The sequence below is a fragment of the Enterobacter cloacae complex sp. SHL022 genome (genome assembly GCF_049237785.1).
In the GTDB taxonomy this organism is placed as follows: Bacteria; Pseudomonadota; Gammaproteobacteria; order Enterobacterales; family Enterobacteriaceae; genus Enterobacter; species Enterobacter hormaechei_C.
The window spans coordinates 349,209-372,939 of sequence record NZ_JBMKJH010000002.1; the positions used below are offsets into that span (position 1 = coordinate 349,209).

26 protein-coding genes are annotated in these 23,731 nt (G+C 58.8%); 9 read left to right on the top strand and 17 right to left on the bottom strand.

Annotation, left to right across the window (positions count from 1 at the left end; all coding sequences use genetic code 11):
* Nucleotides 1–10: 10 nt before the first annotated feature.
* The 13 genes from ACOTZD_RS05860 to ACOTZD_RS05920 form a co-directional block, all read right to left on the bottom strand.
* Nucleotides 11–1,480, bottom strand: a complete 1,470-nt coding sequence (locus ACOTZD_RS05860) for an aldehyde dehydrogenase (protein WP_174401937.1) — start codon at nucleotides 1,478–1,480, stop codon at nucleotides 11–13.
* Nucleotides 1,481–1,489: 9 nt separating this feature from the next.
* Complete coding sequence (locus tag ACOTZD_RS05865; RefSeq protein ID WP_045332859.1) at nucleotides 1,490–2,260, bottom strand: aspartate dehydrogenase; 771 nt, start codon at nucleotides 2,258–2,260, stop codon at nucleotides 1,490–1,492.
* A gap of 9 nt (nucleotides 2,261–2,269) precedes the next feature.
* Entirely contained in the window at nucleotides 2,270–3,064 is a 795-nt protein-coding gene (locus tag ACOTZD_RS05870; protein WP_045332860.1) for an SDR family oxidoreductase, read from the bottom strand.
* The gene (locus ACOTZD_RS05875; RefSeq protein WP_022651823.1) at nucleotides 3,048–3,818 is read right to left on the bottom strand and encodes an alpha/beta fold hydrolase; all 771 of its coding nucleotides are present in this window, start codon (nucleotides 3,816–3,818) and stop codon (nucleotides 3,048–3,050) included. Before ACOTZD_RS05875 ends, ACOTZD_RS05870 begins: the two co-directional genes overlap by 17 nt.
* A 9-nt stretch (nucleotides 3,819–3,827) precedes the next feature.
* The gene (locus ACOTZD_RS05880) at nucleotides 3,828–4,358 is read right to left on the bottom strand and encodes a cupin domain-containing protein (RefSeq protein ID WP_003860061.1); all 531 of its coding nucleotides are present in this window, start codon (nucleotides 4,356–4,358) and stop codon (nucleotides 3,828–3,830) included.
* 10 nt (nucleotides 4,359–4,368) lie between these two features.
* Complete coding sequence (locus ACOTZD_RS05885; protein ID WP_003860059.1) at nucleotides 4,369–5,625, bottom strand: MFS transporter; 1,257 nt, start codon at nucleotides 5,623–5,625, stop codon at nucleotides 4,369–4,371.
* Between the two features lie 25 nt (nucleotides 5,626–5,650).
* Entirely contained in the window at nucleotides 5,651–6,838 is a 1,188-nt protein-coding gene (locus tag ACOTZD_RS05890; protein ID WP_003860056.1) for an NAD(P)/FAD-dependent oxidoreductase, read from the bottom strand.
* A complete protein-coding gene (locus ACOTZD_RS05895) occupies nucleotides 6,835–7,761 on the bottom strand; it encodes a VOC family protein (RefSeq protein WP_174401938.1) in 927 nt (308 codons plus the stop codon). The genes ACOTZD_RS05890 and ACOTZD_RS05895 overlap by 4 nt, the downstream gene beginning before the upstream one ends.
* A gap of 78 nt (nucleotides 7,762–7,839) precedes the next feature.
* Nucleotides 7,840–8,628, bottom strand: coding sequence for an IclR family transcriptional regulator (locus ACOTZD_RS05900; RefSeq protein ID WP_003860053.1), 789 nt, complete (start codon nucleotides 8,626–8,628; stop codon nucleotides 7,840–7,842).
* A 12-nt stretch (nucleotides 8,629–8,640) separates the two neighbouring features.
* Nucleotides 8,641–9,390 carry an SDR family oxidoreductase gene (locus ACOTZD_RS05905; protein WP_174401939.1) on the bottom strand — a complete coding sequence of 250 codons (750 nt, stop codon included), beginning with the start codon at nucleotides 9,388–9,390 and terminating at the stop codon, nucleotides 8,641–8,643.
* Nucleotides 9,390–10,412 carry an aromatic ring-hydroxylating oxygenase subunit alpha gene (locus ACOTZD_RS05910; protein WP_003860047.1) on the bottom strand — a complete coding sequence of 341 codons (1,023 nt, stop codon included), beginning with the start codon at nucleotides 10,410–10,412 and terminating at the stop codon, nucleotides 9,390–9,392. The genes ACOTZD_RS05905 and ACOTZD_RS05910 overlap by 1 nt, the downstream gene beginning before the upstream one ends.
* A 10-nt stretch (nucleotides 10,413–10,422) precedes the next feature.
* A complete protein-coding gene (locus ACOTZD_RS05915; RefSeq protein ID WP_022651826.1) occupies nucleotides 10,423–10,731 on the bottom strand; it encodes a recombinase-like helix-turn-helix domain-containing protein in 309 nt (102 codons plus the stop codon).
* Nucleotides 10,728–11,051: a Rieske (2Fe-2S) protein gene (locus tag ACOTZD_RS05920; RefSeq protein WP_003860044.1), complete on the bottom strand. Its 324-nt coding sequence runs from the start codon at nucleotides 11,049–11,051 to the stop codon at nucleotides 10,728–10,730. The genes ACOTZD_RS05915 and ACOTZD_RS05920 overlap by 4 nt, the downstream gene beginning before the upstream one ends.
* A 415-nt stretch (nucleotides 11,052–11,466) precedes the next feature.
* Here ACOTZD_RS05920 and ACOTZD_RS05925 point away from each other — a divergent pair, with 415 nt between their 5' ends.
* Nucleotides 11,467–12,678: an MFS transporter gene (locus ACOTZD_RS05925; RefSeq protein WP_174401951.1), complete on the top strand. Its 1,212-nt coding sequence runs from the start codon at nucleotides 11,467–11,469 to the stop codon at nucleotides 12,676–12,678.
* A gap of 3 nt (nucleotides 12,679–12,681) precedes the next feature.
* On the opposite strand, the gene speB is transcribed toward ACOTZD_RS05925, so the two are convergent.
* The 4 genes from speB to ACOTZD_RS05945 form a co-directional block, all read right to left on the bottom strand.
* On the bottom strand, nucleotides 12,682–13,602 hold the full coding sequence (gene speB, locus ACOTZD_RS05930; protein WP_017382921.1) for an agmatinase: 921 nt from the start codon (nucleotides 13,600–13,602) through the stop codon (nucleotides 12,682–12,684).
* A 209-nt stretch (nucleotides 13,603–13,811) separates the two neighbouring features.
* The gene (speA, locus tag ACOTZD_RS05935; RefSeq protein ID WP_017382922.1) at nucleotides 13,812–15,788 is read right to left on the bottom strand and encodes a biosynthetic arginine decarboxylase; all 1,977 of its coding nucleotides are present in this window, start codon (nucleotides 15,786–15,788) and stop codon (nucleotides 13,812–13,814) included.
* Nucleotides 15,789–15,796: 8 nt separating this feature from the next.
* A complete protein-coding gene (yqgB, locus tag ACOTZD_RS05940) occupies nucleotides 15,797–15,928 on the bottom strand; it encodes an acid stress response protein YqgB (protein ID WP_057979949.1) in 132 nt (43 codons plus the stop codon).
* 94 nt (nucleotides 15,929–16,022) lie between these two features.
* Nucleotides 16,023–16,163, bottom strand: a complete 141-nt coding sequence (locus ACOTZD_RS05945; protein ID WP_418235904.1) for a hypothetical protein — start codon at nucleotides 16,161–16,163, stop codon at nucleotides 16,023–16,025.
* Between the two features lie 425 nt (nucleotides 16,164–16,588).
* Between ACOTZD_RS05945 and metK the strand changes: the two genes are divergently transcribed.
* From metK to ruvX, 8 genes are all read left to right on the top strand, one after another.
* Nucleotides 16,589–17,743, top strand: coding sequence for a methionine adenosyltransferase (gene metK / locus ACOTZD_RS05950; protein WP_003860037.1), 1,155 nt, complete (start codon nucleotides 16,589–16,591; stop codon nucleotides 17,741–17,743).
* Nucleotides 17,744–18,160: 417 nt separating this feature from the next.
* A complete protein-coding gene (gene galP, locus ACOTZD_RS05955; protein ID WP_015571832.1) occupies nucleotides 18,161–19,558 on the top strand; it encodes a galactose/proton symporter in 1,398 nt (465 codons plus the stop codon).
* Between the two features lie 58 nt (nucleotides 19,559–19,616).
* Nucleotides 19,617–20,114 carry a SprT family zinc-dependent metalloprotease gene (locus tag ACOTZD_RS05960; protein ID WP_003860035.1) on the top strand — a complete coding sequence of 166 codons (498 nt, stop codon included), beginning with the start codon at nucleotides 19,617–19,619 and terminating at the stop codon, nucleotides 20,112–20,114.
* 94 nt (nucleotides 20,115–20,208) lie between these two features.
* Complete coding sequence (endA, locus tag ACOTZD_RS05965; RefSeq protein ID WP_003860034.1) at nucleotides 20,209–20,916, top strand: deoxyribonuclease I; 708 nt, start codon at nucleotides 20,209–20,211, stop codon at nucleotides 20,914–20,916.
* A gap of 51 nt (nucleotides 20,917–20,967) precedes the next feature.
* Complete coding sequence (gene rsmE / locus ACOTZD_RS05970; RefSeq protein WP_174401940.1) at nucleotides 20,968–21,699, top strand: 16S rRNA (uracil(1498)-N(3))-methyltransferase; 732 nt, start codon at nucleotides 20,968–20,970, stop codon at nucleotides 21,697–21,699.
* A gap of 27 nt (nucleotides 21,700–21,726) precedes the next feature.
* A complete protein-coding gene (gene gshB / locus ACOTZD_RS05975; RefSeq protein WP_003860032.1) occupies nucleotides 21,727–22,674 on the top strand; it encodes a glutathione synthase in 948 nt (315 codons plus the stop codon).
* Nucleotides 22,675–22,748: 74 nt separating this feature from the next.
* Nucleotides 22,749–23,309: a YqgE/AlgH family protein gene (locus tag ACOTZD_RS05980; RefSeq protein WP_003860031.1), complete on the top strand. Its 561-nt coding sequence runs from the start codon at nucleotides 22,749–22,751 to the stop codon at nucleotides 23,307–23,309.
* Entirely contained in the window at nucleotides 23,309–23,725 is a 417-nt protein-coding gene (gene ruvX, locus ACOTZD_RS05985) for a Holliday junction resolvase RuvX (RefSeq protein ID WP_003860030.1), read from the top strand. The genes ACOTZD_RS05980 and ruvX overlap by 1 nt, the downstream gene beginning before the upstream one ends.
* Nucleotides 23,726–23,731 lie beyond the last annotated feature (6 nt).

The window sequence follows — 23,731 nt, forward strand, 5'->3', positions numbered from 1 at the left end:
TCACCCTTTCTCAGTCGCACCAGTGGTTGACGCTGTTACCCGTCGCCAGATAAATGCTCTTTTGTTGCATCCAGGCTTTCAGCCCCTGGATACCCTTCTCGCGGCCCAGACCGCTCTCTTTAAAGCCCCCGAACGGGGTCGAAATCGCAAAAACCTTGTAGGTGTTGATCCACACCGTGCCTGCCTCCAGCTGCTCGCTGAGACGCAGGGCGCGACCGGTATCGCGCGTCCAGATCCCCGCCGCCAGGCCGTACACCGAGTCGTTCGCCTCGTGGATAAGCGTGGCTTCATCGCCAAACGGCATCGCCACCAGCACCGGGCCGAAGATCTCTTCCTGACAGGCGCGGGCGCTGTTGCTCAGCCCTTCGATAATGGTTGGCAGAAAGAAGCTGCCGTTTACCAGAGCGGGATCGGCGGGGATCTCGCCGCCGCACAGCACGCGGCCCCCTTCACGCTTCGCCAGTTCGACGTACTGGATCACGCTCTGGCGATGTTTTTCGTTGATCAGCGGTCCTACATGGACGCCGTCGGTAAACGGATGTCCGACGCGCAGCCCGCGTGTTAATTCCAGCAGCCTCGCCATCAGCGGGGCGTAAATACTCTCGTGGATAAACAGCCGCGACCCGGCGATACACGCCTGCCCCGCCGAGCTGAAAATGCCGTAGCAGATCCCGCGCGCGGCCTGTTCGATATCGGCATCCTCCAGCACGATGGTCGGCGATTTGCCGCCCAGTTCCAGCGAGGCCGGGATCAGTTTTTCCGCCGCCACGTGCGCCAGATGACGGCCCGTGGTGGTGCCGCCGGTAAAGGAAATTTTCCGCACGCGAGGATGACGCGCCAGCGCATCGCCAATCACCGAGCCTTTGCCCGGCAGGACGCTCAGCAGCCCGGCGGGCAGCCCGGCCTGTTCAAAAATCCGCGCCAGCTCCAGCGCCATCAGCGGCGTGGCTTCGGCGGGCTTGAGGATCACCGCGTTCCCGGCGGCAATCGCCGGTGCGACCTTCTGCATTTCGCTGGCAATCGGCGAGTTCCACGGCGTGATGGCCGCCACCACGCCAAGGGGCTCGTAGCAGCTCAGCGTCAGCAGATCCGGCTGGCGCGGCGTCGGAAGTTCCCCTTCCAGCAGCTCGCAGGCGGCGGCAAAGTAGCGCGCCGTTCCCGCCGCGCTCATCACCAGCCCGCGTGCTTCCGCCAGCGGCTTGCCGTTATCACGGCTCTGCATCTGCGCCAGCGCATCGACGCGGGATTCAATAAGATCGGCAACGTTATGCAGGATCTTCGCGCGCATGTGCGGCAGACTGTTACGCCATGCGGGATCGCGCCAGGCGCGCTCTCCGGCGGCTACCGCCTCCTCCAGGTCATCCAGACTGGCGGCATTCAGCGTCGCGTTGAGCGACCCGTCTGCCGGAAAGTGGCTCTGCATCGGGTTGCCGCCGCCGCGTCGCCACTGGCCGCCGATAAAAATCTTCAGATCGTCCATCGTCACTCCTCAGCTCAGGGCCAGCTCGCGGCAGGCGCGCACCGCGCTCAGTGCCGCCAGGGTGGAGGTTTTAGGATTAGAAGCCAGCGGCAGTCCGCTCAGTTCCAGATGGAACTCGCCGAATAATCCTTCGACATGCAGCGTGTGGGTGTTACGTTTCGTTGCCGGGTCAACCATCAGTTGCACGCGGGTGTCCTCCATCCCGACGCCGCCGAGCGCCACGGTCGCCGCCACGTTGGCGTTCGCCGGGAACAGGCGCGCCGCCTCGCGGGCGCTGCCCTCGAAGAAAACCTTTGCCTCTGACACCGCATTCAGATCGATAAGCTGCTCGGCATAGCTGCCGCGCCAGCTGGCCGGGCTTTTGCGCGACTGATAGGTGACGCGCTCAAGCCCGCCCTCTTTCGCCGCCGCCAGCCCGTCGATACCGGCCACCGCACCGGAAAGCAGGGTCAGTTTTCCGCCCGCGGCGAGCAGACGCTGCTCCAGCGCGCTGTCCGCCAGCGCGCCGGTGGAAATGATGGCCAGATGCCAGCCGCGACGCAGGATCTCTTCCCCGTACTGGGCCACCGCCTCCTGGCTGGCGCATTCCAGCACCAGATCCGGCGTTTGTGCGCACGCCATCGGCGACGTCAGCGCCTCAACCGCATCGCCAAACTGGTCGTGAATGGCGGGATGGTGAGACGCGCGCGCCACGATCCAGCCGATAGCCACACCGGCGGGCAGGCGCTCAATCACCGCCTGCGCCATGGCGCCTAAACCAATCAACATTACCTTTTTCATGATGTGTCCTTACAGATGGCGGCAGAAGCCGCCGGAAACGTCCAGCGCCGCGCCGGTGGTAAACGAGGCCAGCGGCGAGGCGAGGAACAGCAGCGCCTGCGCGGGCTCCTGCGGCTTGCCGAGGCGCGCCATCGGAATGCCGCGCTTGCGCGCGATCTCCGCCGTCCACTCCGGCCAGCTCTGGCTTTTATCCGCCCGGCTTTCAAAGCGGCGCTGCCACTGGCCGGACTCGACCATACCGAGCAGTATGGAATTGACGCGAATCCCTTTGCCCACCAGCTCTTTCGAGAGCGTCAGCGTCATGTTCAACAGCGCGGCGCGGGCTGCCGACGTGGCGATCATGTGCTCTTCCGGCTGAAGCGCCAGCAGGGAGTTCACGCAGGTGATGGAGGCGATGTCGGACCGTTCCAGCAGCGGCTGAAACGCCTGCACCGGGTTAATCACCCCGAACAGTTTGAGTTCGGCTTCGTGCAGCCACGCCTCGCGCGGGGTGTCATGGAAGTGCGCCACGTAGCCCTGCCCGGCGTTGTTGATCAGCATATCCGCCGCGCCAAAACGCGCCTGCACCGCATCCGCGAAGGCCTGAACTTCGTCGGCATTCAGCACGTCGCAGCGGAAAGCGAAAATCTCCCCGTGGGGAAATTCGTTTTGCAGCGTCGCATGGGCGCTGGCGAGCCGGTCCTCGTCACGGCCGCAGAAGGCGACTTTCGCCCCTTCCCCCAGCAGCAGGCGCAGCGTTTCAAAGCCAATGCCGGAAGAACCGCCGGTGACTACCGCTACGCGCCCGTCAATTTGTGCATTCATCGCGCACCTCTTCGTTAATGCGTAAAAGCTGTTGGTTGAAAAACGCGTCGTTATCGAGATAGCTGGCGTGCCCGGCCTGCGGAATGGCGATAAACGGCATGCCGTAGCGCAGCGCCAGACCCTGAACCAGCTCCGGCTGGGTGATGGCATCCTGCTCGCCGCACCAGACTTCAAAACTGCCGGAATAACGCTTCAGCCAGCCGTGGATGTCGTCATGCGCCAGCATCCACGAGGCGGCAAGGTAGCCTTCCGGGCGCAGCACCCGCATGCCCGCCGCGACGGTGGCGATATCTTCCGCGCGCGCGCCGGGGCGCAGCAGCTTCGGGGCGCGGGTCTGGGCGAGGATTTCGCCCCCCAGCGCCATCTGCTGCTCTCGGTTGCGCCAGACCTGCTCCCGCTGCTCCGGCGCGGCATTGCCGTACCCCTGCGCCGCGTCGGCCAGCACCAGATGAATGACGCGATCCGGGAACTTTGCCGCAAAGGCGCTGGCCACCAGCGCCCCCAGGGAATGGCCGACCAGCACTGCCTGCCAGACACCGGCGCGATCCAGCATGGCCGCCAGCGCGTCGGCGTAATCCCCCGCGTTTGCCCGCGCTACGGCCAGCATCGGGCTTTCGCCATAGCCCGGCATGTCCCACGCCAGCACGCGAAAACCGTTCAGCGCCATCTGCTTGTGCCAGGAGGCGGCGCCGGAGCTGATCCCGTGCAGCAGCATCAGCGGAATGCCGCTTCCCTGTTCACGAAAACCCGTCATCATGCCCCCTTAGTTCCGCTTCACTTTGGAAAGCGGATGATCGGACGGATAGGTCGGGATTTCCGGCTTATTGGTCCCCAGCATGACGCACATCAGCGCCTCTTCTTCACCGTGGTTAAACAGGCCGCGATAGATGCCCGGCGGAACGGAGATCAGGTCACGCTCGCGCAGCACGGTTTCGGTGTAGTTGTCGCCGTCCTGGATCATCAGCGTGATCTGCCCCTTGAGCATGAAGAACACCTCTTCCACGTCGTCGTGCAGGTGCAGCGGTCCTTCGCACTTCGACGGCAGCACCATGGTGGAGAAGGTAAAATGGTCCGCCTGCACGGTATTGGTGTCGTTCGCCACGCCGGTTGCGCCGGTGCCGATGTAGCGCATCTGCGCCCGGCGATATTTCGGATCAAAATCGGCCTGGAACTTCAGCGCGTTCCAGTCGTATTTACGGCCTTCGAAGCGCGCGATGCGCGACTCGACCCACTCTTCCATCGTCAGATGGTCAGGTTTGATGCCTGTTTTGTTGGTTACGATTGAATCAGTCATGACACTCTCCTCAGTAACGTCTCAGCAGCGGCAGTAACAGGACGCAGCCCACCGCCGCCATCACCGCCAGAAAAATCAGCCCGGAATCCATGCTGTGGGTAAAGGCGATCAGCGCGCCCATCACCGCCGGCGACAGCGCGCCCGCAAAGTTTCCCAGCCCGTTGAAGATACCGCCCGCCGTGGCGCTCACCCGGGGATGGGTGGCCTTCGCCAGCAGGGCGAAAATGTTGGGTGCGCCGGTGCCCCACATAAAGGTGCTGAAGCTCATCGCCGCAATGATGGCAAGCGGGGTGTCGAGGTGCATCACCGCCGCCAGGCCTACCGCCGCCCCCGCCATCGAGATAAAGCAGGCCGCCGCGCGCTTATCGACCCGGTCAGAGAGCCACGCGCCAATCACTTCCCCTGCCAGCATGGCGATGAACGGCATCGACGACAGCCAGCCCGCATGCTCCAGGTGGATGCCTTTGCCCTTAATTAAGTAGCCAGGCAACCAGCCGTTGATGCCCCACAGGTAGGTCAGGAAAGCGATGTTAAAGATGCAGATGATCCAGAAGTGCGGGCTGACAAACAGCTCGCGCCGTGCGGCGCGCCGCTCGTCCTGTGATGCCTGCGAGGTACCGGGTTTTGCCTCCAGGCGGATCCCGCGCAGACCAATGCGCACAAAGATAAGCACCGGCACGGTAAGCATGGCCATCACAAAGAAAGTGCTCTGCCAGCCAAAGGTGTTTAGCAGCCAGAGGGAGAGCGGGAAACCAATCGCCGCGCCCACCGGGGTGCCCAGCAGCCACAGCATGGTGGCGCGTGCCTGCAAATGCTGCGGGAAGTTGTGGCGTACAATGGCGAAGGCCAGCGGGAACAGCGGTCCTTCCGCCACGCCCAGCAGAATACGCAGGACGATCATCAGCGTGTAGTTATGGGTAAAGCCCATCGCCACCATCAGCACGCACCACACTGCCATCATCCCGGTGAGCAGGCGCAGCGGCGCGATTTTGTCGCCTAAACCGCTTAAAAACACCGATGAGAAGCCGTAGCTCAGCAGGAAAGCGCTCATCAGAATGCCGAGGCGCGTGGTGTCGAAATCAATGCCCATCGCCTGCTGGAAATGGGTATCTGAAAAGAGCGCCGCGATGCTGATTTTGTCGAAAAACGCCAGCAGCACGCAGGCCAGCAGCGACAGCGGGATGGCCCAGCGCACCGCTTTTTCGGGCGTGCGGGTCCCCTCACCGCTCGCCTCAACCGGCGCGGTGTTAGTCTCTAGTGTGGTCATTTCTCCCCCTACGGGTGCGGGTTAGCTATCGCAGTGACATCAGTGAAAATGTCGGGTCGGCAAGCGGTACGTCCGACAGATCCCGCCCTGCCGCCATCCAGCGCTTCGCCAGCTTGACGGTGCGCGCATCGTTGAACGCCACAAGCTGCGTTAGCCGCCCGTTGTCGTCCAGCGAGAAGTACAGCGCCTCTTCACGCAATATCGTTCGGCAGCCTGCCTGCGGAATGCCGAGGATCTGAATGTTGTGCTGGTATTGATCCGACCACAGCCACGGCGCGTCGTCATAACCTGGCGCATCGGGATTGAGCATCGCTTTCGCCGTCGCCACCGCCTGATTCTGGGCGAAGGCCCAGGACTGGATGCACAAGCCGTAGTGATGGTGCTGGGCGACATCTCCTGCGGCAAAGATGAACGGATCCGAGGTGCGTCCCTGGGCATCCACCACGATCCCGCGCCCGGTTTTCAGCCCCGCGTCACGCGCCAGCTCCAGATTGAGATCGACGCCGATCCCCACCACCACTGCATCAAAGGTTTCACGGTTGCCGTCGCAGTGGACGACCGGCAGGCCGCCGTCGTCCTCCAGCTCCAGCGCGCCGCAGCCGGTACGGATCTCCACCCCCTGCTCGCGGTGGATGGCCTCCAGGCGCTGCGACACCTCGCCGCTCACCGAGCGCATGCACAGCGCAGGCTGCTGCTCGAACAGCGTGACCGCCACGCCGCTTTTCCGCGCGGAAGCGGCAATCTCAAGGCCAATCCAGCCGCCGCCGATAATCGCGAGTTTGTGACTTTCCGACAGGCGACTTTTCAGGCGCTGCGCGTCCTGCCAGTGGCGCAGGGTATAGACCTGCGGATGGCTGGCCCACGCCTGCGAAGGCAGGCGCGCCCGACCGCCGGTAGCGATTAAAAGGATGTTGTAACTAAGCTGCTCGCCGTTGCTAAGAAGGACTTTTTTTTCAACGCGATCGACAGATTTTGCGCGCAGCGGTCGGTACCAGGTCAGGTTCAGCGCCTGCTGCACCTCGTCGGTAAACAGCCTTGGAAGCGCCGCGTCCGGTTCCAGCAGAGACGCTTTTGACAGCGGCGGGCGCTCATAGAAATCCCATTCCTCTTCCGCTACCACGCAAATCTCGCCGTCGAAGCCCTCGTCACGCAGGGTTTTCGCCGCCCAGCCGCCTGACTGGCCGCCGCCGATAATGACAATGCGCGATGTCATACCGCCTCCGGCTTTTTCTGCTGACGGCGCGTGTCGTGGTCAATCCCGCCTTCCACCGCCCACTCGGTGAAGGAGACCAGGGAATGCTCCAGCTCGCGCGGCTGCCAGTTTTCCGTCAGGTAATCATCGTTGGTGTAATACTCAAACGCGCCGCCGGTCGCGCTGTTGACGTACCAGAAGTACGCCGACGACACCGGATGACGGCCCGGCCCGATAAAGGTACTCCAGTCATGTTTATTCATCGCGATACCGCCGCCGATCACCTCGTGGATGTCGCGCACGGTGAAGGCCACGTGGTTAAGGCCGCGCTTGCGGTTCGGCAGTTGCAGCAGGAACAGGTTGTGATGGCCGCCACGCACGCCGCAGCGCAGGAACACGGCGCGGTTGATATAGCGATCCGAGACCTGGAAGCCGAGCACCTCGCGGTAGAATTTTTCCACCGCCGCCAGCTCCTCCACGAAGAACACCACATGCCCCACGTTGATCGGCTGGGCGCGATCGTAAACCGGGCTGGGGGTGTCGATACGGCGGGCGTCGCCCCACTGGTTTATTGGCTCGACGTTAAGCTCCACGTCGGTCTGCTGGGTCACCTGCACGCGCAGCGTCATGCCGTTCGGATCGAGGCATTCCAGCGCGTCGCCCACTTCGCGAAAGCCGGGCTGCTGCGCCAGCTTCGGGCGCAGCGCGTCGAGATCGGACTGTGCGGCAACCGCCCAGGTCATGCGGCGCAGGGTGTTGCCCGCTTCAAACGCGGGCGGCAGGTCGGGGCTGTCGATCGGGTTAAGCTCCACGCGCGCGCCGCTCAGGGTGGTGAAACGCTGGCCGCTGGCATCGCCCGTCAGGCCAAAATCACGCATAAATTTGGCGCAGTGCGTCAGGTCTTCCACACCAAATTCCAGCTTTTCAATTCCGGTTACACTCATCGTTCGTTGCCTCATCTGGCCCAGATTGGGCGTAAAACATGCCCGACGCAGTCAAGCGCCTGGCGTTAACTCACTGATTTAACTGGCCTGTGATAGATACCCTAAGAAGCCAGAAATTTTATCCGCCGCAAGGCGAACCTCGTTTTGCAGGCGCTCGCGGTCGCTCTGCGGGATCTCCTCCGACGGCACCAGAATGCTGACTACCGCCGCCACGCGGCCGCTTCGGTCATACACCGGGTAGACGATGGAAGAGATGCCGTGGCGGAAGAAGGATTCGCCGATGACATACCCGCGGGCTTTGTCCTGCTGCACCATCTGCCACAGGGCTTCACGGTCGTGAAGCTGCCCCGGCGTGTTGCCCGGCAGACGCTCATGCGGGAACAGCTGTTCGAAATCAGCGCGGGAAATATCGGTCAACAGCATGCGGCCCAGCGAGGTACAGTGCACCGGCAGACGGGTACCAATGCTGACCTGGTTGATACGCGACCCGGCGGCGCTGACGCGGGCGATGTAGATAATGTCGCGCCCGTCGCGGATCGCCAGATGGCTGCTGCACTGGCTCACGTCGCGCAGTTGCTCGATCACCGGCTGGCCGACCTGCGCCACGTCCAGCGAGGCGATGTACTCAAAGCCAAGACGCAGCACGTTCATGCCCAGCGAAAAGGTATTGGTGCGCGTGTTGCGCTCCAGAAATCCCATGTACTCCAGCGTCTGCACCACGCGATAGGCGGTCGCCTTCGGCATATCCACCAGCCGGTGCAGCTCGGCAAAAGTCAGATCGCGATGCTGCTCGCCAAAGGCCAACAGCAGCTGTAAACCGCGCTCCAGCCCCGGCACCAGATACTTCACTTCCTGATCGTTTGCCATCATCGCCCTACCTTAGTTAAAGACAAAACCGCCGTTGACCGGGATCAGCTGTCCGGTGATGAACCGAGACAGATCGCTTAACAGCCAGACCACGCTGCCGGTGACATCTTCCGGCTGCTGCGCGCCGGTTAACGCGCGTCCGTTTTCGTAGAGCTGATGCCGTTCGGCGGGGACATATTCCGTCGCCTCGACGCGGGTTAACCCCGGCGCGATGGCATTAATGCGTATACGCTTTTCACCCAGTTCGCGCGCCATTGATCGGGTCATGGCAATGACGGCCCCCTTGCTGGCGACGTAGGCCATCAGGCGCGGCGCGCCCCACAGCGCGGTGTCGGACGCCACGTTCACAATGCCCGCCCCTTCACGCAGCAGCGGCACGGCGGCGCACGTCACCAGCCAGGTGCCTTTGACATTGACGCTCATCACCCGATCCCAGAGATCCGGATCGTAATCGAGCATGTTTTTGCCGCCGACGCCCGTCGCCATCGCCGCGTTGTTCACCAGGCCATCGATCTGACCCTGCTCGCCAATGGCGCTGAACACCTGCTCAATGGACTGTGGATCGGCCAGATCGATAACGTGCGGTTCGATCGCATAGCCCCGCTCGCTCAGGGCGTGGGCGCTTTCGGCCAGCTCGCCCTTCAGGATGTCGCACATCACCACCGCCGCGCCCTGCTCCGCGCAGGCTTTGGCAAAGTGAAAGCCCAGCCCGCGCGCGGCGCCGGTTATGACGATGCGCTTGCCGCTCAGCAGCCCGTTCATCAGGCGGCTCCCTGCTGTGCTTCACGCATCGCCAGCTGCTCTTTGGCGGCCTTTTGCATCATGCGGCGCAGGCGCGAAAGACCGACGTCGTGCTGATACAGGTACTCATGATCGCGCGCGTTTGGCGCCAGGCTTTCCAGCACCACGCGGTCCTGCTCCAGCACTTCCCAGTGCAGTTTTTCCAGACGGTTGCGGTACATGAAACGCCACATATCGCGCTGCCAGCCCTGCACCCGGCGAATGCGCCAGAAGAAGACGCGGCAGTTGTCGTTATCTTCCGGCACCACCATGCCTACGATAAAGAAGTGGCCGCCCGGCCCGAAGCGCTTCTTGTACGGAATGGAGAGGCGCATCCAGCAGGTGCCGCTGTTGCCCAGCTCCACCCAGTCAAAATTGACGCCGCTCTGCCCTTTCTTCTCGAAAATAAAACCGGTTTTGGTCGGCTGGAGCACCATGTCGGCCTTGCGATCCCCTTCCGCCATCGAGTGCGACGAGGAGTGCAGATAGGTGCCGTGCATCGGGTCCATCACGTTTTCCAGCGCGTACTGGTAATTGCATTTCCACGCGGCGGTGCAGAGGAAGTTGCTGAAGCTGTCCGTATCGGCGAGCTCGTCCGGGAAGGTCAGCTCGTCCGGCTGCTGGTCCGCGGTGACGCCAAACCAGAGGAAGATGGCGCCGTGCGCCTCCTGCACGTTATAGCTGCGTACGCACTGCTGGCCGACCAGCGGACATTTATCTACGGCGGGCACGTCTTTCACTTCGCCGTTGCCCGCCACCTCTACGCCGTGATACCAGCAGGCAATGCGGTCCCCGAGGTTCCAGCCCATCGACAGGCGCGCGCCGCGGTGCGGGCAGCGGTCCTCCAGCGCCTGCACCTGGCCATCTTTATTGCGCCAGACCACAATCTGCTCGCCCAGGCGGGTGATGCCCACCGGCGCAGACTGCACTTCCCAGCTCGCCAGCACCGGATACCAGAGGCCACGCAGGCCTTTATCCAGATAATGTTGTACGGTCGTCGTCATCGCGTTGCCCTCAGTAGCCGTTAACCTGTAAGAATGCCTGGAAGCTGGCGTCGCTCCACGGCTCGCCCTGCTGGTCGTGCATGCGCACCGCGTTCAGCCCGCTTACCAGCTCCGGCAAGGTTTCAACGCCCTGCTCGAAGAGATCTTCCAGCGTCGCAATCAGCTTCACTTCCCAGCTTTCCGGCTCGCGGCTGCGGGTTTGCCAGATCAGGTTGGTGTAATCACCCGGCTTATGAATGGCGCCATTACCGCCCTCTGCCGGTGGGGTAAACTGGCGGCTTTCCGGCAGCGCCGGGTTGAAGTTCAGGGTGTCGCTCATGCCACGGTCTCCTCGACGAAGGTAATCTGAATCTGGTTTTCAAAGACCCGAACCGGGTAGCGGTTGAGGTTGCGCCCGCCGGGGCCGTGCAGGCACTGACCGGTTTTGACGTCGAATACCGCCTCGTGCAGCGGGCATTCCACCTTGCCGTCTTCCACGAAGCCCTGACTCAGCAGGGCATAGGCGTGCGGGCATACGTCCTCCAGCGCGTAATATTCACCGTCGATCAGGTAAACGCCGATCTCTTTACCGTCGACGTTGCCGCTAAAAGGGAAATCTTCCTGTACTTGCTCTGCGTCACATACGCCTATCCAGCTCATCACGATCCTCCAGGCTTTTGTTTCATATATGAAACTCTGTTTCTTATTTAATACGGTCAATATAAAAGCGATGAATGTTTCGTCAAGTGACAATGTGACGAATTTGTTAATTGATCAGCAATTAATTAACTAAGTGTGCAAGGGATCACGAAAAAATGCAGCGATATGAAATTTTCATTATTGCAGCGTGAGAAATACGTTTTTTTAATGGCCTCTTATTTTGAATAAAAGATATTGACTTCCTTTCTTTTTACTCTTTAAAAATAAATGAACGTCACCTCTTTCGCGTTTCACCTGTGAAACTCATTTTTAATTTATCTTTACTAAACAAAGAGTTTCACAGGTGAACCATTTTAGCTCCGTGACAATCACATTGATGAAAAATATAAGTTACAAAAAACGTAAGGCGGACATGATGACGGCAAGATGGCAAGGCACGATTGCGCTTTTATTACTCATTATTATTTCGTACGTCGATCGGGTAAATATCTCGGTAATGATTTTAAACCCGGAATTTGCCGAACATTTTCAGTTAAATGAAAACAGAATGTTACAGGGCCTGCTCATGACCTGCTTTCTTCTGGGTTATGGTTTTTCCGCTCTATTATTAACGCCGGTTATTGAAAGCAAACTTCATTATCGGCAGGGATTATTAAGCAGCATTGCGATTTGGGCCGCGGTCTGCGCGGCTTCACCTTTGCTCGGCTCGCTGACGGGAATGCTCATTGCCCGCGTGATTCTGGGGATCGCGGAGGGTCCGCTATTTTCGCTGAAAACGCGCTTTATCAGCGATAACTTTAGCGCGCAAGAGATCGGTAAACCCAACGCCGTGACCGCGCTGGGCGTCTCGCTCGGGCTGGCCGTGGGCTTTCCGCTGGTGACCTGGCTGATGTCGCATCTGGGCTGGGCCGGATCGTTTTATGCACTGGCGGCAATCAACCTTCTCCTCGGGGGCAGCTTAATCTGGCGTTTTCTGCCCGCGCCGCGCAAGCTCCCGACCGCGAAAAAACCGGGGTTTGTCCACACCTTCACGCTGGCCTGGCAGACGCCGCTGCTGGGCTGGATCATGGTGGTTGAAATCGCCACCCTGAGCTATCTCTGGGGGAGCAGCGCCTGGCTGCCCGCGTGGCTGCGTGACGAGCATCATTTCTCGCTGCATGCCACGGGCTGGCTTGCGGCGATCCCCTTCCTGCTCAGCCTGGGGTCAAAGTTTCTGGGCGGCGTGCTGCTCGACAAAATGCGTCCGGAACAGGCACCGGTGCTGTTTGTGGTGGCCGGGGCGATGACGGCGCTGTCCGTGGTCGCGCTGATGCTCAGCCATCAGCCTGCCTGGCTGGCGCTGTTTATGCTTTCGGCTAATGTCTTCTGGGGGCTACAGGGGGCGGCTATTCCGGCGGTGATCCAGCATCACGCCGCGCGGGAAGCGGTGGGCAGCGCTTACGGCATAATCAATGGGATCGGCAATATCTGCGCGGCGTTTATTCCGCTGCTGATGGGGATGGTGATGAGATCGGTGGGGTCGGTCAGTTCAGGCTTTTCGGTGCTGGTCGTTTCGCAGGTTATCACCCTGCTTGCCGGGGGAATGTTGCTGCTGCGCATGCGGCGCGCAGCAGCAATCAGCGCGTAAGGCTTATTCGCCTTTTTTCGCCGCCTGGATGTAGAGCATTTCCAGCGCCAGGGTCGCCGCGGCCAGCGCGGTGATCTCGGACTGGTCATATGCCGGAGCCACTTCCACCACGTCCATCCCGACGATGTTCAGATCCTTCAGGCCGCGCACCAGCTTGATGGCGCGGTCTGATGTCAGGCCGCCGATCACCGGCGTACCGGTACCCGGTGCGAATGCCGGATCCAGGCAGTCGATGTCGAAGGTCAGGTAGACAGGCATATCGCCGACGATCTGCTTAACCTGAGCCAGAATATCGTCCACGCCGCGATCGTTCACCTGGCCCGCGTCCAGCACGGTAAAGCCGTTGTCTTTGTCAAACTCGGTGCGGATGCCGATCTGCACGGAGTGGTTCGGATCGATCAGGCCTTCCTTCGGCGCGGTGTAGAACATGGTGCCGTGGTCGAACTCGCAGCCGTTCGCGTAGGTGTCGGTGTGCGCATCGAAGTGCACCAGCGCCATTTTGCCGAAGTGCTTCGCGTGGGCGCGCAGCAGCGGCAGGGTCACGAAGTGGTCACCGCCGAAGGAGAGCATGCGTTTACCGGCCGCCAGCAGCTTCTCGGCGTGCGCCTGCAATTTTTCGCTCATCTCACGCGCGTCGCCGAAGGCGTACACCAGATCGCCGCAGTCCACCACGTTCAGGCGCTCGCGCATGTCGAAGTTCCACGGGAAGCGGTTGTGCTCCCAGGCCAGGTTAGTGGAAACCTGACGGATCGCCGCCGGACCATGACGACCACCCGCGCGACCGGACGTTGCCATGTCGAACGGTACGCCGGTGATCACCCAGTCCGCATCGCTGTCGTACGGCTGGAAGTTCATCGGAAGGCGTAAAAAACCAAACGCGTTAGATACCAGAGAGTTATCGTACTGATGACCTAAAGTGCTCATGTCCTGACCTCTTATAAAGTCGATACATTAAAAACAGATGAAAAAAAATCCCCTCCGCGTCGTTAAACCCGACGAGGAAGGGATTGATTCGTAAATCGCTAATTGGGGCGAATTATCGCCGTTAATTCATACGGGTTCAAGTGAGTATAGGGCATTGTGCGGTCTGTTGCCCTCACCCCGCCCCTCTCCCACGGGGAGAGGGAGTTTACCTACTCATCTTCCAGGTAGGTGTACCCGTACAGACCCGCTTCAAACTCTTCCAGGAACTGCTGCTGCAAGGCATCGTCCAGACCGGTGTTTTTCACCTGATCGCGGAACTGGGTGAGCAGTTTTTTCGGATCCAGCTGAACGTATTCGAGCATGTCCGCCACGGTGTCCCCTTCGTCGGACAGCTCAACCTCCACGCTGCCGTCAGGGAAGACAAACACGTCAACCGCTTCGGTATCACCGAACAGGTTGTGCATGTTGCCGAGGATCTCCTGATACGCCCCCACCATAAAGAAGCCCAGCATTGGCGGGTTCTCCGGATCGTACTCCGGCATTGGCATCGTCGTTGCGATACCGTCACCGTCAACGTAATGGTCAATCGCGCCGTCAGAGTCACAGGTGATGTCCAGCAGCACGGCGCGGCGTTCCGGGGCGTGGTTCAGCCCTTCCAGCGGCAGAACCGGGAATAGCTGGTCGATACCCCAGGCATCCGGCATCGACTGGAACAGGGAGAAGTTGACGTACATTTTGTCCGCCATACGCTCCTGCAACTCGTCGATAATCGGACGGTGCGCGCGGTTGCTCGGGTCGAGCTGTTTCTGCACTTCGTGGCACATATTCAGGTAGAGCTGCTCGGCCCACGCGCGCTCTTGCAGGCTGAATGTGCCTGACGAGTAGCCGACGTGAATATCGTGCAGGTCCATCTGGCTGTCGTGCAGCCATTCGCGCAGGGAACGACGCGTGCCAGGCTCGTGCATCTCCTGCCAGGTTTCCCACATGCTTTGCAGGGAACGTGGGGCATCGTCTGCCGGAGGCGTGGCTTCGGTGATTTCGCTACGCTCAACGCCAATGATGTTAGAGACCAGTACCGTATGGTGCGCCGTGACCGCGCGGCCGGATTCGGTGATCACCGTCGGGTGCGGCAGGCCGTGCTCTTCGCAGGCATCGCCAATCGCCCAGATGATGTTGTTGGCATATTCGTTCAGGCCATAGTTTACCGAACAGTCAGACTGCGAGCGGGTCCCTTCGTAGTCCACGCCCAGGCCGCCGCCCACGTCAAAGCACTGAATATTCACGCCGAGCTTATGCAGCTCAACGTAGAAACGTGCCGATTCACGCACGCCGGTGGCGATGTCGCGAATGTTGGCCATCTGCGAGCCGAGGTGGAAGTGCAGCAGCTGAATGCTGTCCAGACGACCGCGCTCGCGCAGAATTTCCACCAGCTGAAGCACCTGGTTCGCCGCGAGGCCGAACTTGGATTTTTCACCGCCGGAAGACTGCCATTTACCGGAACCCTGCGACGCCAGTCGCGCACGCACGCCAAGGCGCGGGATCACGTTCAGACGCTCGGCCTCTTCCAGCACGATCGCGATTTCGGTCATCTTCTCGATCACCAGATAGACCTTGTGGCCCATCTTCTCGCCAATCAGCGCCAGACGAATGTATTCGCGATCTTTATAGCCGTTACAGACGATCACCGACCGGGTCATGCCCGCGTGCGCCAGAACCGCCATCAGCTCCGCTTTAGAGCCTGCTTCCAGGCCCAGCGGCTCGCCGGAGTGGATCAGGGACTCAATCACGCGACGGTGCTGGTTGACCTTGATCGGGTAAACGAGGAAATAGTCGCCGTTATAACCATACGATTCCCGCGCGCGTTTGAACGCGGCGTTAATAGAACGCAGGCGATGTTGCAGGATCTGCGGGAAGCAGAACAGTGCAGGCAAGCGCTGACCCTGCGCTTCACGGGTTTTCACCAGTTTAGCGAGATCCACGCGCGCTTCCGGGACGTCCGGATCCGGGCAGACACTGATGTGGCCCAGCTCGTTAACGTCGTAGTAGTTATTGCCCCACCAGGCAATATTGTAAGTGCGCAGCATCTTGCTGGCTTCCTGGGAGCTCATCGCAACCTCCTGCATAGAACGTAGTACACCCTGTTCGCCTGCTGACGAAGGCGAAAGCGAAGACATGTCGTCAGACATAGCGAACCTCAACTCTTTGTATTAAGTGTAAAACAGTTGACTACTATCGCAGCGTTATACGGCGATAACAACCCATTAACGGCTCCATTTCCCAGCAGAGTATGCTGAAATCCAGACCGTGCGACCGGTTTCTTATTCATATCATTGTAAAACACGTATCCGAACTCTGTATGACAAGGTTCGGCGAAACCACGAGAAAACTCCTGTATTAACAAGAGCGCCCTTGTTCAGTTTTCACAAAGCGTGACCGGCTCTGGAATCCTGAGAAGCACCGAGATGGGTATAACATCGGCAGGTGTTTAGACCAGAAGTGCGGGTGGGAATCAAATGCGCGCCAGAACGGCTGCGCTGAATGAGCGGAAAACGATGGTTCATTATCTGGTATCACCTCCACGGCCGCCTCTGCTGAAACGGACCACAAGCCAAAGCTAAAAGTTCACTGCTTAACCCGGCTGGAAGTGGCGACACGATGTGTTCATCGAGCGCTTATTTTATATGAGCCGCGCGCCGCGTTTTATACCGAGAAGGTCGCTAAAAAGCAAAACAAAAATGCGCAGGTTGCCAGCGTCGTCAGGAAAAATTTCCAGCAGCGTTTTCAACGCAATGAGAGGTGAGTCAAAAAAAACTGGAAATCGGGTGAAGAAGTGACCTAAAATAGACGTCCAGATGTTAATCCATCCATACCGATTAACACTCAGACTGCCAGTGTCAAAATCCTGTAGGCCTTGGTAGAATTATCTCCTATGGCTATTCCACACAGCAGCTTGAGCTAACCAAATTCCTCTTAGGTGAAATAAAACATGGCAAAACACCTGTTTACGTCCGAGTCCGTATCAGAAGGACATCCTGATAAAATTGCTGACCAAATCTCCGATGCGGTGCTGGATGCGATCCTCGCGCAGGATCCAAAGGCGCGCGTAGCGTGTGAAACCTATGTCAAAACCGGCATGGTTCTGGTTGGCGGTGAGATCACCACCAGCGCATGGGTTGATATCGAAGAGATCACCCGTAACACGGTGCGTGAGATCGGCTATGTACATTCTGATATGGGCTTTGATGCCAACTCCTGCGCCGTACTGAGCGCGATTGGCAAACAGTCTCCGGACATCAACCAGGGCGTTGACCGTGCCGATCCGCTGGAACAGGGCGCGGGCGACCAGGGCCTGATGTTCGGCTACGCAACCAACGAAACCGACGTGCTGATGCCAGCGCCGGTGACCTACGCACACCGTCTGGTGCAGCGTCAGGCTGAAGTACGTAAAAACGGCACCCTGCCGTGGCTGCGTCCGGATGCGAAAAGCCAGGTGACCTTCCAGTATGACGACGGGAAAATCGTCGGTATTGATGCCGTGGTTCTTTCCACGCAGCATGCTGAAGAGATTGACCAGAAATCCCTGCAAGAAGCGGTGATGGAAGAGATCATCAAGCCGGTTCTGCCAACTGAATGGCTGAGCTCTGCGACCAAATTCTTCATCAACCCAACCGGACGCTTTGTTATCGGCGGCCCAATGGGTGACTGCGGTCTGACCGGTCGTAAAATCATCGTAGATACCTACGGCGGCATGGCACGTCACGGCGGCGGCGCATTCTCCGGTAAAGATCCGTCTAAAGTTGACCGTTCTGCCGCGTACGCTGCACGTTATGTGGCGAAAAACATCGTTGCTGCCGGTCTGGCTGACCGCTGTGAAATTCAGGTTTCCTACGCCATCGGCGTGGCTGAGCCAACCTCCATCATGGTGGAAACCTTCGGTACTGAAAAAGTGCCTTCTGAACAGCTGACCCTGCTGGTGCGTGAGTTCTTCGACCTGCGTCCATACGGTCTGATTCAGATGCTGGATCTGCTGCACCCAATCTACCAGGAAACCGCAGCGTACGGTCACTTTGGTCGCGAACATTTCCCATGGGAAAAAACCGACAAAGCCGCCCTGCTGCGTGATGCTGCCGGTCTGAAATAATCGACTGCCAGCAGCTTAAAAAGGCCAGCCTTTGTGCTGGCCTTTTTTATGTCGGGTGGCGGCTATGCCTTACCCGACCTACGGGTAGTGAGTTTTTGTAGGCCGGGTAAGGCGCTAGTAGCCACCCGACAATGTTTGGAACCGTTTACACCTCACTCTCTATATCGCGCTTTCAGAATATTCTCTTTGCATGATCGCATTTCTTCTGCTGTTACATTCCCTTTCAGTTAAGTCTGAAATTTGTGCAAACGCGATGCACATCAATTAATTTACCTCTATATTTTCAAAGCTTTAATTATTTTTACGGTTACAAGCCAGTGTAACCGATTACACCGTTGTGATTTGACTCACATATTTTTATGAGCCGCTCACCTACTCTTTATATCGTAAAAACTGATAACCCAACTGGAGGGCATAATGCCTGACAATAATAAACAGGGGCGTACGTCCAATAAGGCAATGACGTTCTTCGTCTGCTTCCTCGCCGCTCTGGCAGGATTACTCTTTGGCCTGGATATTGGCGTAATTGCCGGTGCATTACCTTTCATCACCGATGAGTTCCAGATTAGCGCACACACTCAGGAATGGGTGGTTAGCTCCATGATGTTCGGTGCCGCCGTCGGCGCGGTCGGCAGCGGCTGGCTCTCCTTTAAGCTCGGGCGTAAAAAGAGCCTGATGATTGGCGCGATCCTGTTCGTTGCCGGCTCACTGTTCTCTGCCGCTGCGCCTAATGTTGAAGTGCTGATCATCTCCCGCGTGCTGCTCGGTCTGGCAGTGGGCGTGGCGTCTTATACTGCCCCGCTGTACCTGTCTGAAATCGCTCCGGAAAAAATCCGCGGCAGCATGATTTCCATGTATCAGCTGATGATCACTATCGGTATTCTGGGGGCTTATCTCTCCGATACCGCATTCAGCTACAGCGGCGCATGGCGCTGGATGCTGGGCGTCATCATCATTCCTGCCATCCTGCTGCTGATTGGCGTCTTCTTCCTGCCGGACAGTCCGCGCTGGTTCGCCGCCAAACGCCGCTTCCATGATGCCGAACGCGTGCTCTTACGCCTGCGTGATACCAGCGCCGAAGCCAAAAACGAGCTGGAAGAGATCCGCGAAAGCCTGAAGGTCAAACAGTCCGGCTGGGCGCTGTTCAAAGAGAACAGCAACTTCCGCCGCGCGGTGTTCCTCGGCGTGCTGTTACAGATCATGCAACAGTTCACCGGGATGAACGTCATCATGTATTACGCGCCGAAAATCTTCGAACTGGCGGGCTACACCAACACCACCGAGCAGATGTGGGGCACCGTGATCGTTGGCCTGACCAACGTGCTGGCGACCTTTATCGCTATCGGTCTGGTGGACCGCTGGGGACGTAAGCCAACCCTGACGCTGGGCTTCCTGGTGATGGCCGTCGGGATGGGCGTGCTGGGTACCATGATGCACATGGGCATTCACTCCCCAACGGCACAGTACTTCGCCGTGGCGATGCTGCTGATGTTTATCATTGGGTTTGCGATGAGCGCCGGTCCGCTGATTTGGGTGCTGTGCTCTGAGATCCAGCCGCTGAAAGGACGTGATTTTGGCATCACCTGCTCTACCGCGACCAACTGGATTGCCAACATGATCGTCGGCGCAACGTTCCTGACCATGCTTAATACTCTGGGTAATGCCAACACCTTCTGGGTCTACGCCGGTCTGAACCTGTTCTTTATTGTTCTCACTATCTGGCTGGTTCCTGAAACCAAACATGTTTCACTGGAACACATTGAACGTAACCTGATGAAAGGTCGTCCTCTGCGCGAAATCGGCGCACACGACTGATCCTCCTGCGGGAGGCGCCTCTTGCGCCTCCCCGCTTCCCGCTTTATGCTCTGCCCCTATGAAAGCACCCCGTCTCCCCATCGCCATTCAGCAAGCCGTTATGCGCAGCCTGCGGGAAAAACTCGCCCAGGCCAACCTGAAGCTCGGCCGCAATTATCCTGAACCGAAGCTGGTCTATCAGCAGCGTGGCACCGCGGCAGGTACCGCCTGGCTGGAATCGTATGAGATCCGCCTCAACCCGGTGTTGATGATGGAAAATCAGCAGGCGTTTATCGAAGAAGTGGTGCCGCACGAGCTGGCGCATCTGCTGGTGTGGAAGCACTTTGGCCGCGTCGCGCCGCACGGCAAAGAGTGGAAGTGGATGATGGAGGCGGTGCTCGGCGTTCCGGCCCGTCGCACCCATCAGTTCGAGCTGGAATCGGTACGCCGCAATACCTTCCCCTACCGCTGCCAGTGCCAGCAGCACCAGCTTACCGTCCGCCGCCATAACCGCGTAGTGCGGGGCGAGGCGACCTACCGCTGCGTTAAATGCGGCGAACCGCTGGTTGCGGAATAATCACGCGAACTTTCAGGAACTTTCCTGATCTGACTGATTGCATACGGGAACAACATTCGTTACGTTGCGGGCTCGTTTTGACACGGAGTGTAAGATGTCCCGTAATGTTTCTCTCGCGGTCGCTTTTCTGGCGACAGCGCTCTCCGGCCATGCTCTGGCCGACGGTATTCACAGTTTCTCTCAGGCAAAAACCGCAGGCGTAAAGATTAACGCCGACGTACCGGGTGATTTCTACTGCGGCTGTAAAATTAACTGGCAGGGTAAGAAAGGGGTCGTGGATCTGGGATCCTGCGGCTATAAGGTGCGCAAGAACGAGAACCGCGCCAGCCGAATCGAATGGGAACACGTCGTTCCGGCCTGGCAGTTTGGCCACCAGCGCCAGTGCTGGCAGGACGGTGGACGTAAAAATTGCGCAAAAGATCCGGTCTACCGCCAGATGGAAAGCGATATGCACAACCTGCAACCCGCCGTGGGTGAGGTCAATGGCGACCGCGGAAACTTCATGTACAGCCAGTGGAACGGTGGCGAAGGCCAGTACGGTCAGTGCGCCATGAAGGTCGATTTCAAAGAGAAAGTCGCCGAACCGCCTGCCCGCGCGCGCGGTAGCATCGCCCGCACTTATTTCTATATGCGCGACCGCTACGATCTCAATCTTTCCCGCCAGCAGACGCAGCTCTTCAATGCCTGGGACAAGCTCTACCCGGTGACGGACTGGGAATGCCAGCGCGACGAACGTATCGCCAAAGTCCAGGGGAATCACAACCCTTACGTCCAGCGGGCTTGCCAGGCGCAAAAGAGCTAACCTACACTACGGCAATTCGCTTATATCGCATGACACATGGAATTTCTGACTATGCGCATCCCTCGCATCTATCACCCTGAACTGATTACCCCAGGCGGCGAAATCGCCCTGTCTGATGATGCCGCAAACCATGTAGGCCGCGTGCTGCGCATGGGTGCAGGCCAGGCGGTTCAGCTCTTTGACGGCTCTAATCAGATTTTCGACGCTGAAATTACGCGCGCCGATAAAAAAAGCGTGCACGTGAAGGTGCTGCGTGGCGACGTGGATGACCGGGAATCGCCGCTGCACATTCACCTGGGCCAGGTGATGTCGCGTGGGGAAAAGATGGAGTTCACCATTCAGAAATCCATTGAACTGGGTGTAAGCCTCATTACGCCACTTTTTTCTGAGCGCTGCGGCGTTAAACTGGATGCGGAACGTCTGAACAAAAAGATCCAGCAGTGGCAAAAAATTGCCATTGCGGCCTGCGAACAGAGCGGCCGCAATCGTATCCCGGAGATCCGCCCGGCGATGGATCTGGAGGACTGGTGTGCAGAAGAGGAAAGCGGGCTTAAGCTCAATCTTCATCCGCGCGCCAGCGCCAGCATCAATACGCTGCCGCTGCCCGTTGAGCGTGTACGCCTGCTGATTGGCCCGGAAGGCGGCCTGTCGGCTGACGAAATTGCCATGACGGCGCGTTACCAGTTTACTGATATTCTGTTGGGACCTCGCGTTCTGCGCACTGAGACAACGGCACTCACCGCCATTACCGCGCTACAGGTGCGATTTGGCGATCTGGGTTGAAGCAAAGACCCATAACCGGAGAAGAAGATGATTAAGCTCGGCATCGTGATGGACCCCATCGCAAACATTAACATCAAGAAAGACTCCAGCTTCGCTATGCTGCTGGAAGCGCAGCGTCGCGGCTATGAACTCCACTACATGGAGATGAACGATCTTTACCTGATCAACGGTGAAGCCCGCGCACGCACCCGCATCGTTAACGTCGAGCAGAACTACGAAAAATGGTACGAATTCGGTACCGAGCAGGATATTGCCCTGGCCGACCTCAACGTCATCCTGATGCGTAAAGATCCGCCGTTCGACACCGAATACATTTATTCCACCTATATCCTTGAGCGTGCCGAAGAGAAAGGCACGCTGATCGTCAACAAGCCGCAGAGCCTGCGCGACTGCAACGAGAAGCTCTATACCGCATGGTTCTCTGACCTTACGCCGGAAACGCTCGTCACCCGCAGCAAAACGCAGCTGAAAGAATTCTGGCAGAAGCACGGCGACATCATCATGAAACCGCTGGACGGCATGGGCGGCGCGTCGATCTTCCGGGTGAAAGAAGGCGATCCGAACATTGGCGTGATTGCCGAAACGCTGACCGAGCTGGGAACCCGCTACTGTATGGCACAGAACTATCTGCCAGCCATTAAAGACGGCGACAAGCGTGTGCTGGTCGTAGACGGCGAGCCGGTGCCTTACTGCCTGGCGCGTATCCCGCAGGGAGGGGAAACCCGTGGCAACCTGGCGGCTGGCGGCCGTGGCGAACCGCGTCCGTTAAGCGAAAGCGACTGGGAAATTGCCCGCCGCGTCGGCCCTACGCTTAAAGCCAAAGGCCTGATCTTCGTTGGCCTCGATATCATCGGCGATCGTCTGACCGAAGTGAACGTCACTAGCCCAACCTGCATTCGTGAAATCGAAGCGGAATTCCCGATCTCGATCACCGGAATGCTGATGGACGCTATCGAAAAACGTTTACAGAAATAACCTGTGACAGCGCCTGTGTTTATCCCCATACTGGGCGCTGTCGCTTTTTAAACCAGGAAACAGTACCTCTGACAATGAATTTACAGCATCACTTTCTTATTGCCATGCCTGCTCTCCAGGATCCGATTTTCCGCCGCGCCGTGGTCTATATTTGTGAATACAACGAAGACGGCGCGATGGGGATTATCATCAATAAGCCGCTGGAAAACCTTCAGGTTGAAGGGATTCTGGACAAGCTGAAAATCCCTGCTGAAGCGCGGCTGCCGGAAATCCGTCTCGATAAACCGGTGATGCTCGGCGGTCCGCTTGCAGAAGATCGTGGTTTTATCCTGCATACCCCGCCGGTTTTCTCGTCCAGCATTCGTATCTCCGATAACACCGTCGTCACCACCTCTCGCGATGTGCTTGAAACGCTGGGCACTGCCAGTCAGCCTTCTGAGGTGCTGGTTGCGCTCGGTTACGCCTCCTGGGAAAAAGGGCAGCTGGAACAAGAAATTCTGGACAACGCCTGGCTGACGGCCCCTGCGGATATGAATATCCTGTTTAAAACCCCTATCGCCGATCGCTGGCGTGACGCGGCAAAACTGATTGGCATTGATATTCTGACCATGCCTGGCGTTGCGGGGCACGCGTAATGAGCGGCACCCTTCTCGCCTTCGACTTCGGCACCAAAAGCATCGGCGTCGCTGTGGGTCAACGGATCACCGGCACCGCTCGCCCGCTCACTGCGCTGAAAGCTAACGACGGCACGCCGGACTGGAACCTTATTGAGCGCTTGCTCAAAGAGTGGCAGCCGGACGACGTGATTGTCGGTCTGCCGCTGAACATGGACGGCACCGAGCAGCCGCTTACCGCCCGCGCGCGCAAGTTCGCGAACAAAATCCATGGCCGCTTTGGTGTCTCCGTTAAGCTGCACGATGAACGTTTGAGCACCGTCGAGGCACGCGCTGGCCTGTTCGAGCACGGTGGCTTCCGGGCGTTGAACAAAGGCAGCGTGGATTCAGCTTCAGCCGTCATTATCCTCGAAAGCTATTTCGACCAGGGTTACTGAGCGCCG

What these genes read in the sequence shown, in the direction of transcription:
- ACOTZD_RS05860 (WP_174401937.1), bottom strand. Translation starts at nt 1,480, where the DNA reads ATGGACGATCTGAAGATTTTTATCGGCGGCCAGTGGCGACGCGGCGGC.
- ACOTZD_RS05865 (WP_045332859.1), bottom strand. Translation starts at nt 2,260, where the DNA reads ATGAAAAAGGTAATGTTGATTGGTTTAGGCGCCATGGCGCAGGCGGTG.
- ACOTZD_RS05870 (WP_045332860.1), bottom strand. Translation starts at nt 3,064, where the DNA reads ATGAATGCACAAATTGACGGGCGCGTAGCGGTAGTCACCGGCGGTTCT.
- ACOTZD_RS05875 (WP_022651823.1), bottom strand. Translation starts at nt 3,818, where the DNA reads ATGACGGGTTTTCGTGAACAGGGAAGCGGCATTCCGCTGATGCTGCTG.
- ACOTZD_RS05880 (WP_003860061.1), bottom strand. Translation starts at nt 4,358, where the DNA reads ATGACTGATTCAATCGTAACCAACAAAACAGGCATCAAACCTGACCAT.
- ACOTZD_RS05885 (WP_003860059.1), bottom strand. Translation starts at nt 5,625, where the DNA reads ATGACCACACTAGAGACTAACACCGCGCCGGTTGAGGCGAGCGGTGAG.
- ACOTZD_RS05890 (WP_003860056.1), bottom strand. Translation starts at nt 6,838, where the DNA reads ATGACATCGCGCATTGTCATTATCGGCGGCGGCCAGTCAGGCGGCTGG.
- ACOTZD_RS05895 (WP_174401938.1), bottom strand. Translation starts at nt 7,761, where the DNA reads ATGAGTGTAACCGGAATTGAAAAGCTGGAATTTGGTGTGGAAGACCTG.
- ACOTZD_RS05900 (WP_003860053.1), bottom strand. Translation starts at nt 8,628, where the DNA reads ATGGCAAACGATCAGGAAGTGAAGTATCTGGTGCCGGGGCTGGAGCGC.
- ACOTZD_RS05905 (WP_174401939.1), bottom strand. Translation starts at nt 9,390, where the DNA reads ATGAACGGGCTGCTGAGCGGCAAGCGCATCGTCATAACCGGCGCCGCG.
- ACOTZD_RS05910 (WP_003860047.1), bottom strand. Translation starts at nt 10,412, where the DNA reads ATGACGACGACCGTACAACATTATCTGGATAAAGGCCTGCGTGGCCTC.
- ACOTZD_RS05915 (WP_022651826.1), bottom strand. Translation starts at nt 10,731, where the DNA reads ATGAGCGACACCCTGAACTTCAACCCGGCGCTGCCGGAAAGCCGCCAG.
- ACOTZD_RS05920 (WP_003860044.1), bottom strand. Translation starts at nt 11,051, where the DNA reads ATGAGCTGGATAGGCGTATGTGACGCAGAGCAAGTACAGGAAGATTTC.
- ACOTZD_RS05925 (WP_174401951.1), top strand. Translation starts at nt 11,467, where the DNA reads ATGACGGCAAGATGGCAAGGCACGATTGCGCTTTTATTACTCATTATT.
- speB (WP_017382921.1), bottom strand. Translation starts at nt 13,602, where the DNA reads ATGAGCACTTTAGGTCATCAGTACGATAACTCTCTGGTATCTAACGCG.
- speA (WP_017382922.1), bottom strand. Translation starts at nt 15,788, where the DNA reads ATGTCTGACGACATGTCTTCGCTTTCGCCTTCGTCAGCAGGCGAACAG.
- yqgB (WP_057979949.1), bottom strand. Translation starts at nt 15,928, where the DNA reads ATGAATAAGAAACCGGTCGCACGGTCTGGATTTCAGCATACTCTGCTG.
- ACOTZD_RS05945 (WP_418235904.1), bottom strand. Translation starts at nt 16,163, where the DNA reads ATGAACCATCGTTTTCCGCTCATTCAGCGCAGCCGTTCTGGCGCGCAT.
- metK (WP_003860037.1), top strand. Translation starts at nt 16,589, where the DNA reads ATGGCAAAACACCTGTTTACGTCCGAGTCCGTATCAGAAGGACATCCT.
- galP (WP_015571832.1), top strand. Translation starts at nt 18,161, where the DNA reads ATGCCTGACAATAATAAACAGGGGCGTACGTCCAATAAGGCAATGACG.
- ACOTZD_RS05960 (WP_003860035.1), top strand. Translation starts at nt 19,617, where the DNA reads ATGAAAGCACCCCGTCTCCCCATCGCCATTCAGCAAGCCGTTATGCGC.
- endA (WP_003860034.1), top strand. Translation starts at nt 20,209, where the DNA reads ATGTCCCGTAATGTTTCTCTCGCGGTCGCTTTTCTGGCGACAGCGCTC.
- rsmE (WP_174401940.1), top strand. Translation starts at nt 20,968, where the DNA reads ATGCGCATCCCTCGCATCTATCACCCTGAACTGATTACCCCAGGCGGC.
- gshB (WP_003860032.1), top strand. Translation starts at nt 21,727, where the DNA reads ATGATTAAGCTCGGCATCGTGATGGACCCCATCGCAAACATTAACATC.
- ACOTZD_RS05980 (WP_003860031.1), top strand. Translation starts at nt 22,749, where the DNA reads ATGAATTTACAGCATCACTTTCTTATTGCCATGCCTGCTCTCCAGGAT.
- ruvX (WP_003860030.1), top strand. Translation starts at nt 23,309, where the DNA reads ATGAGCGGCACCCTTCTCGCCTTCGACTTCGGCACCAAAAGCATCGGC.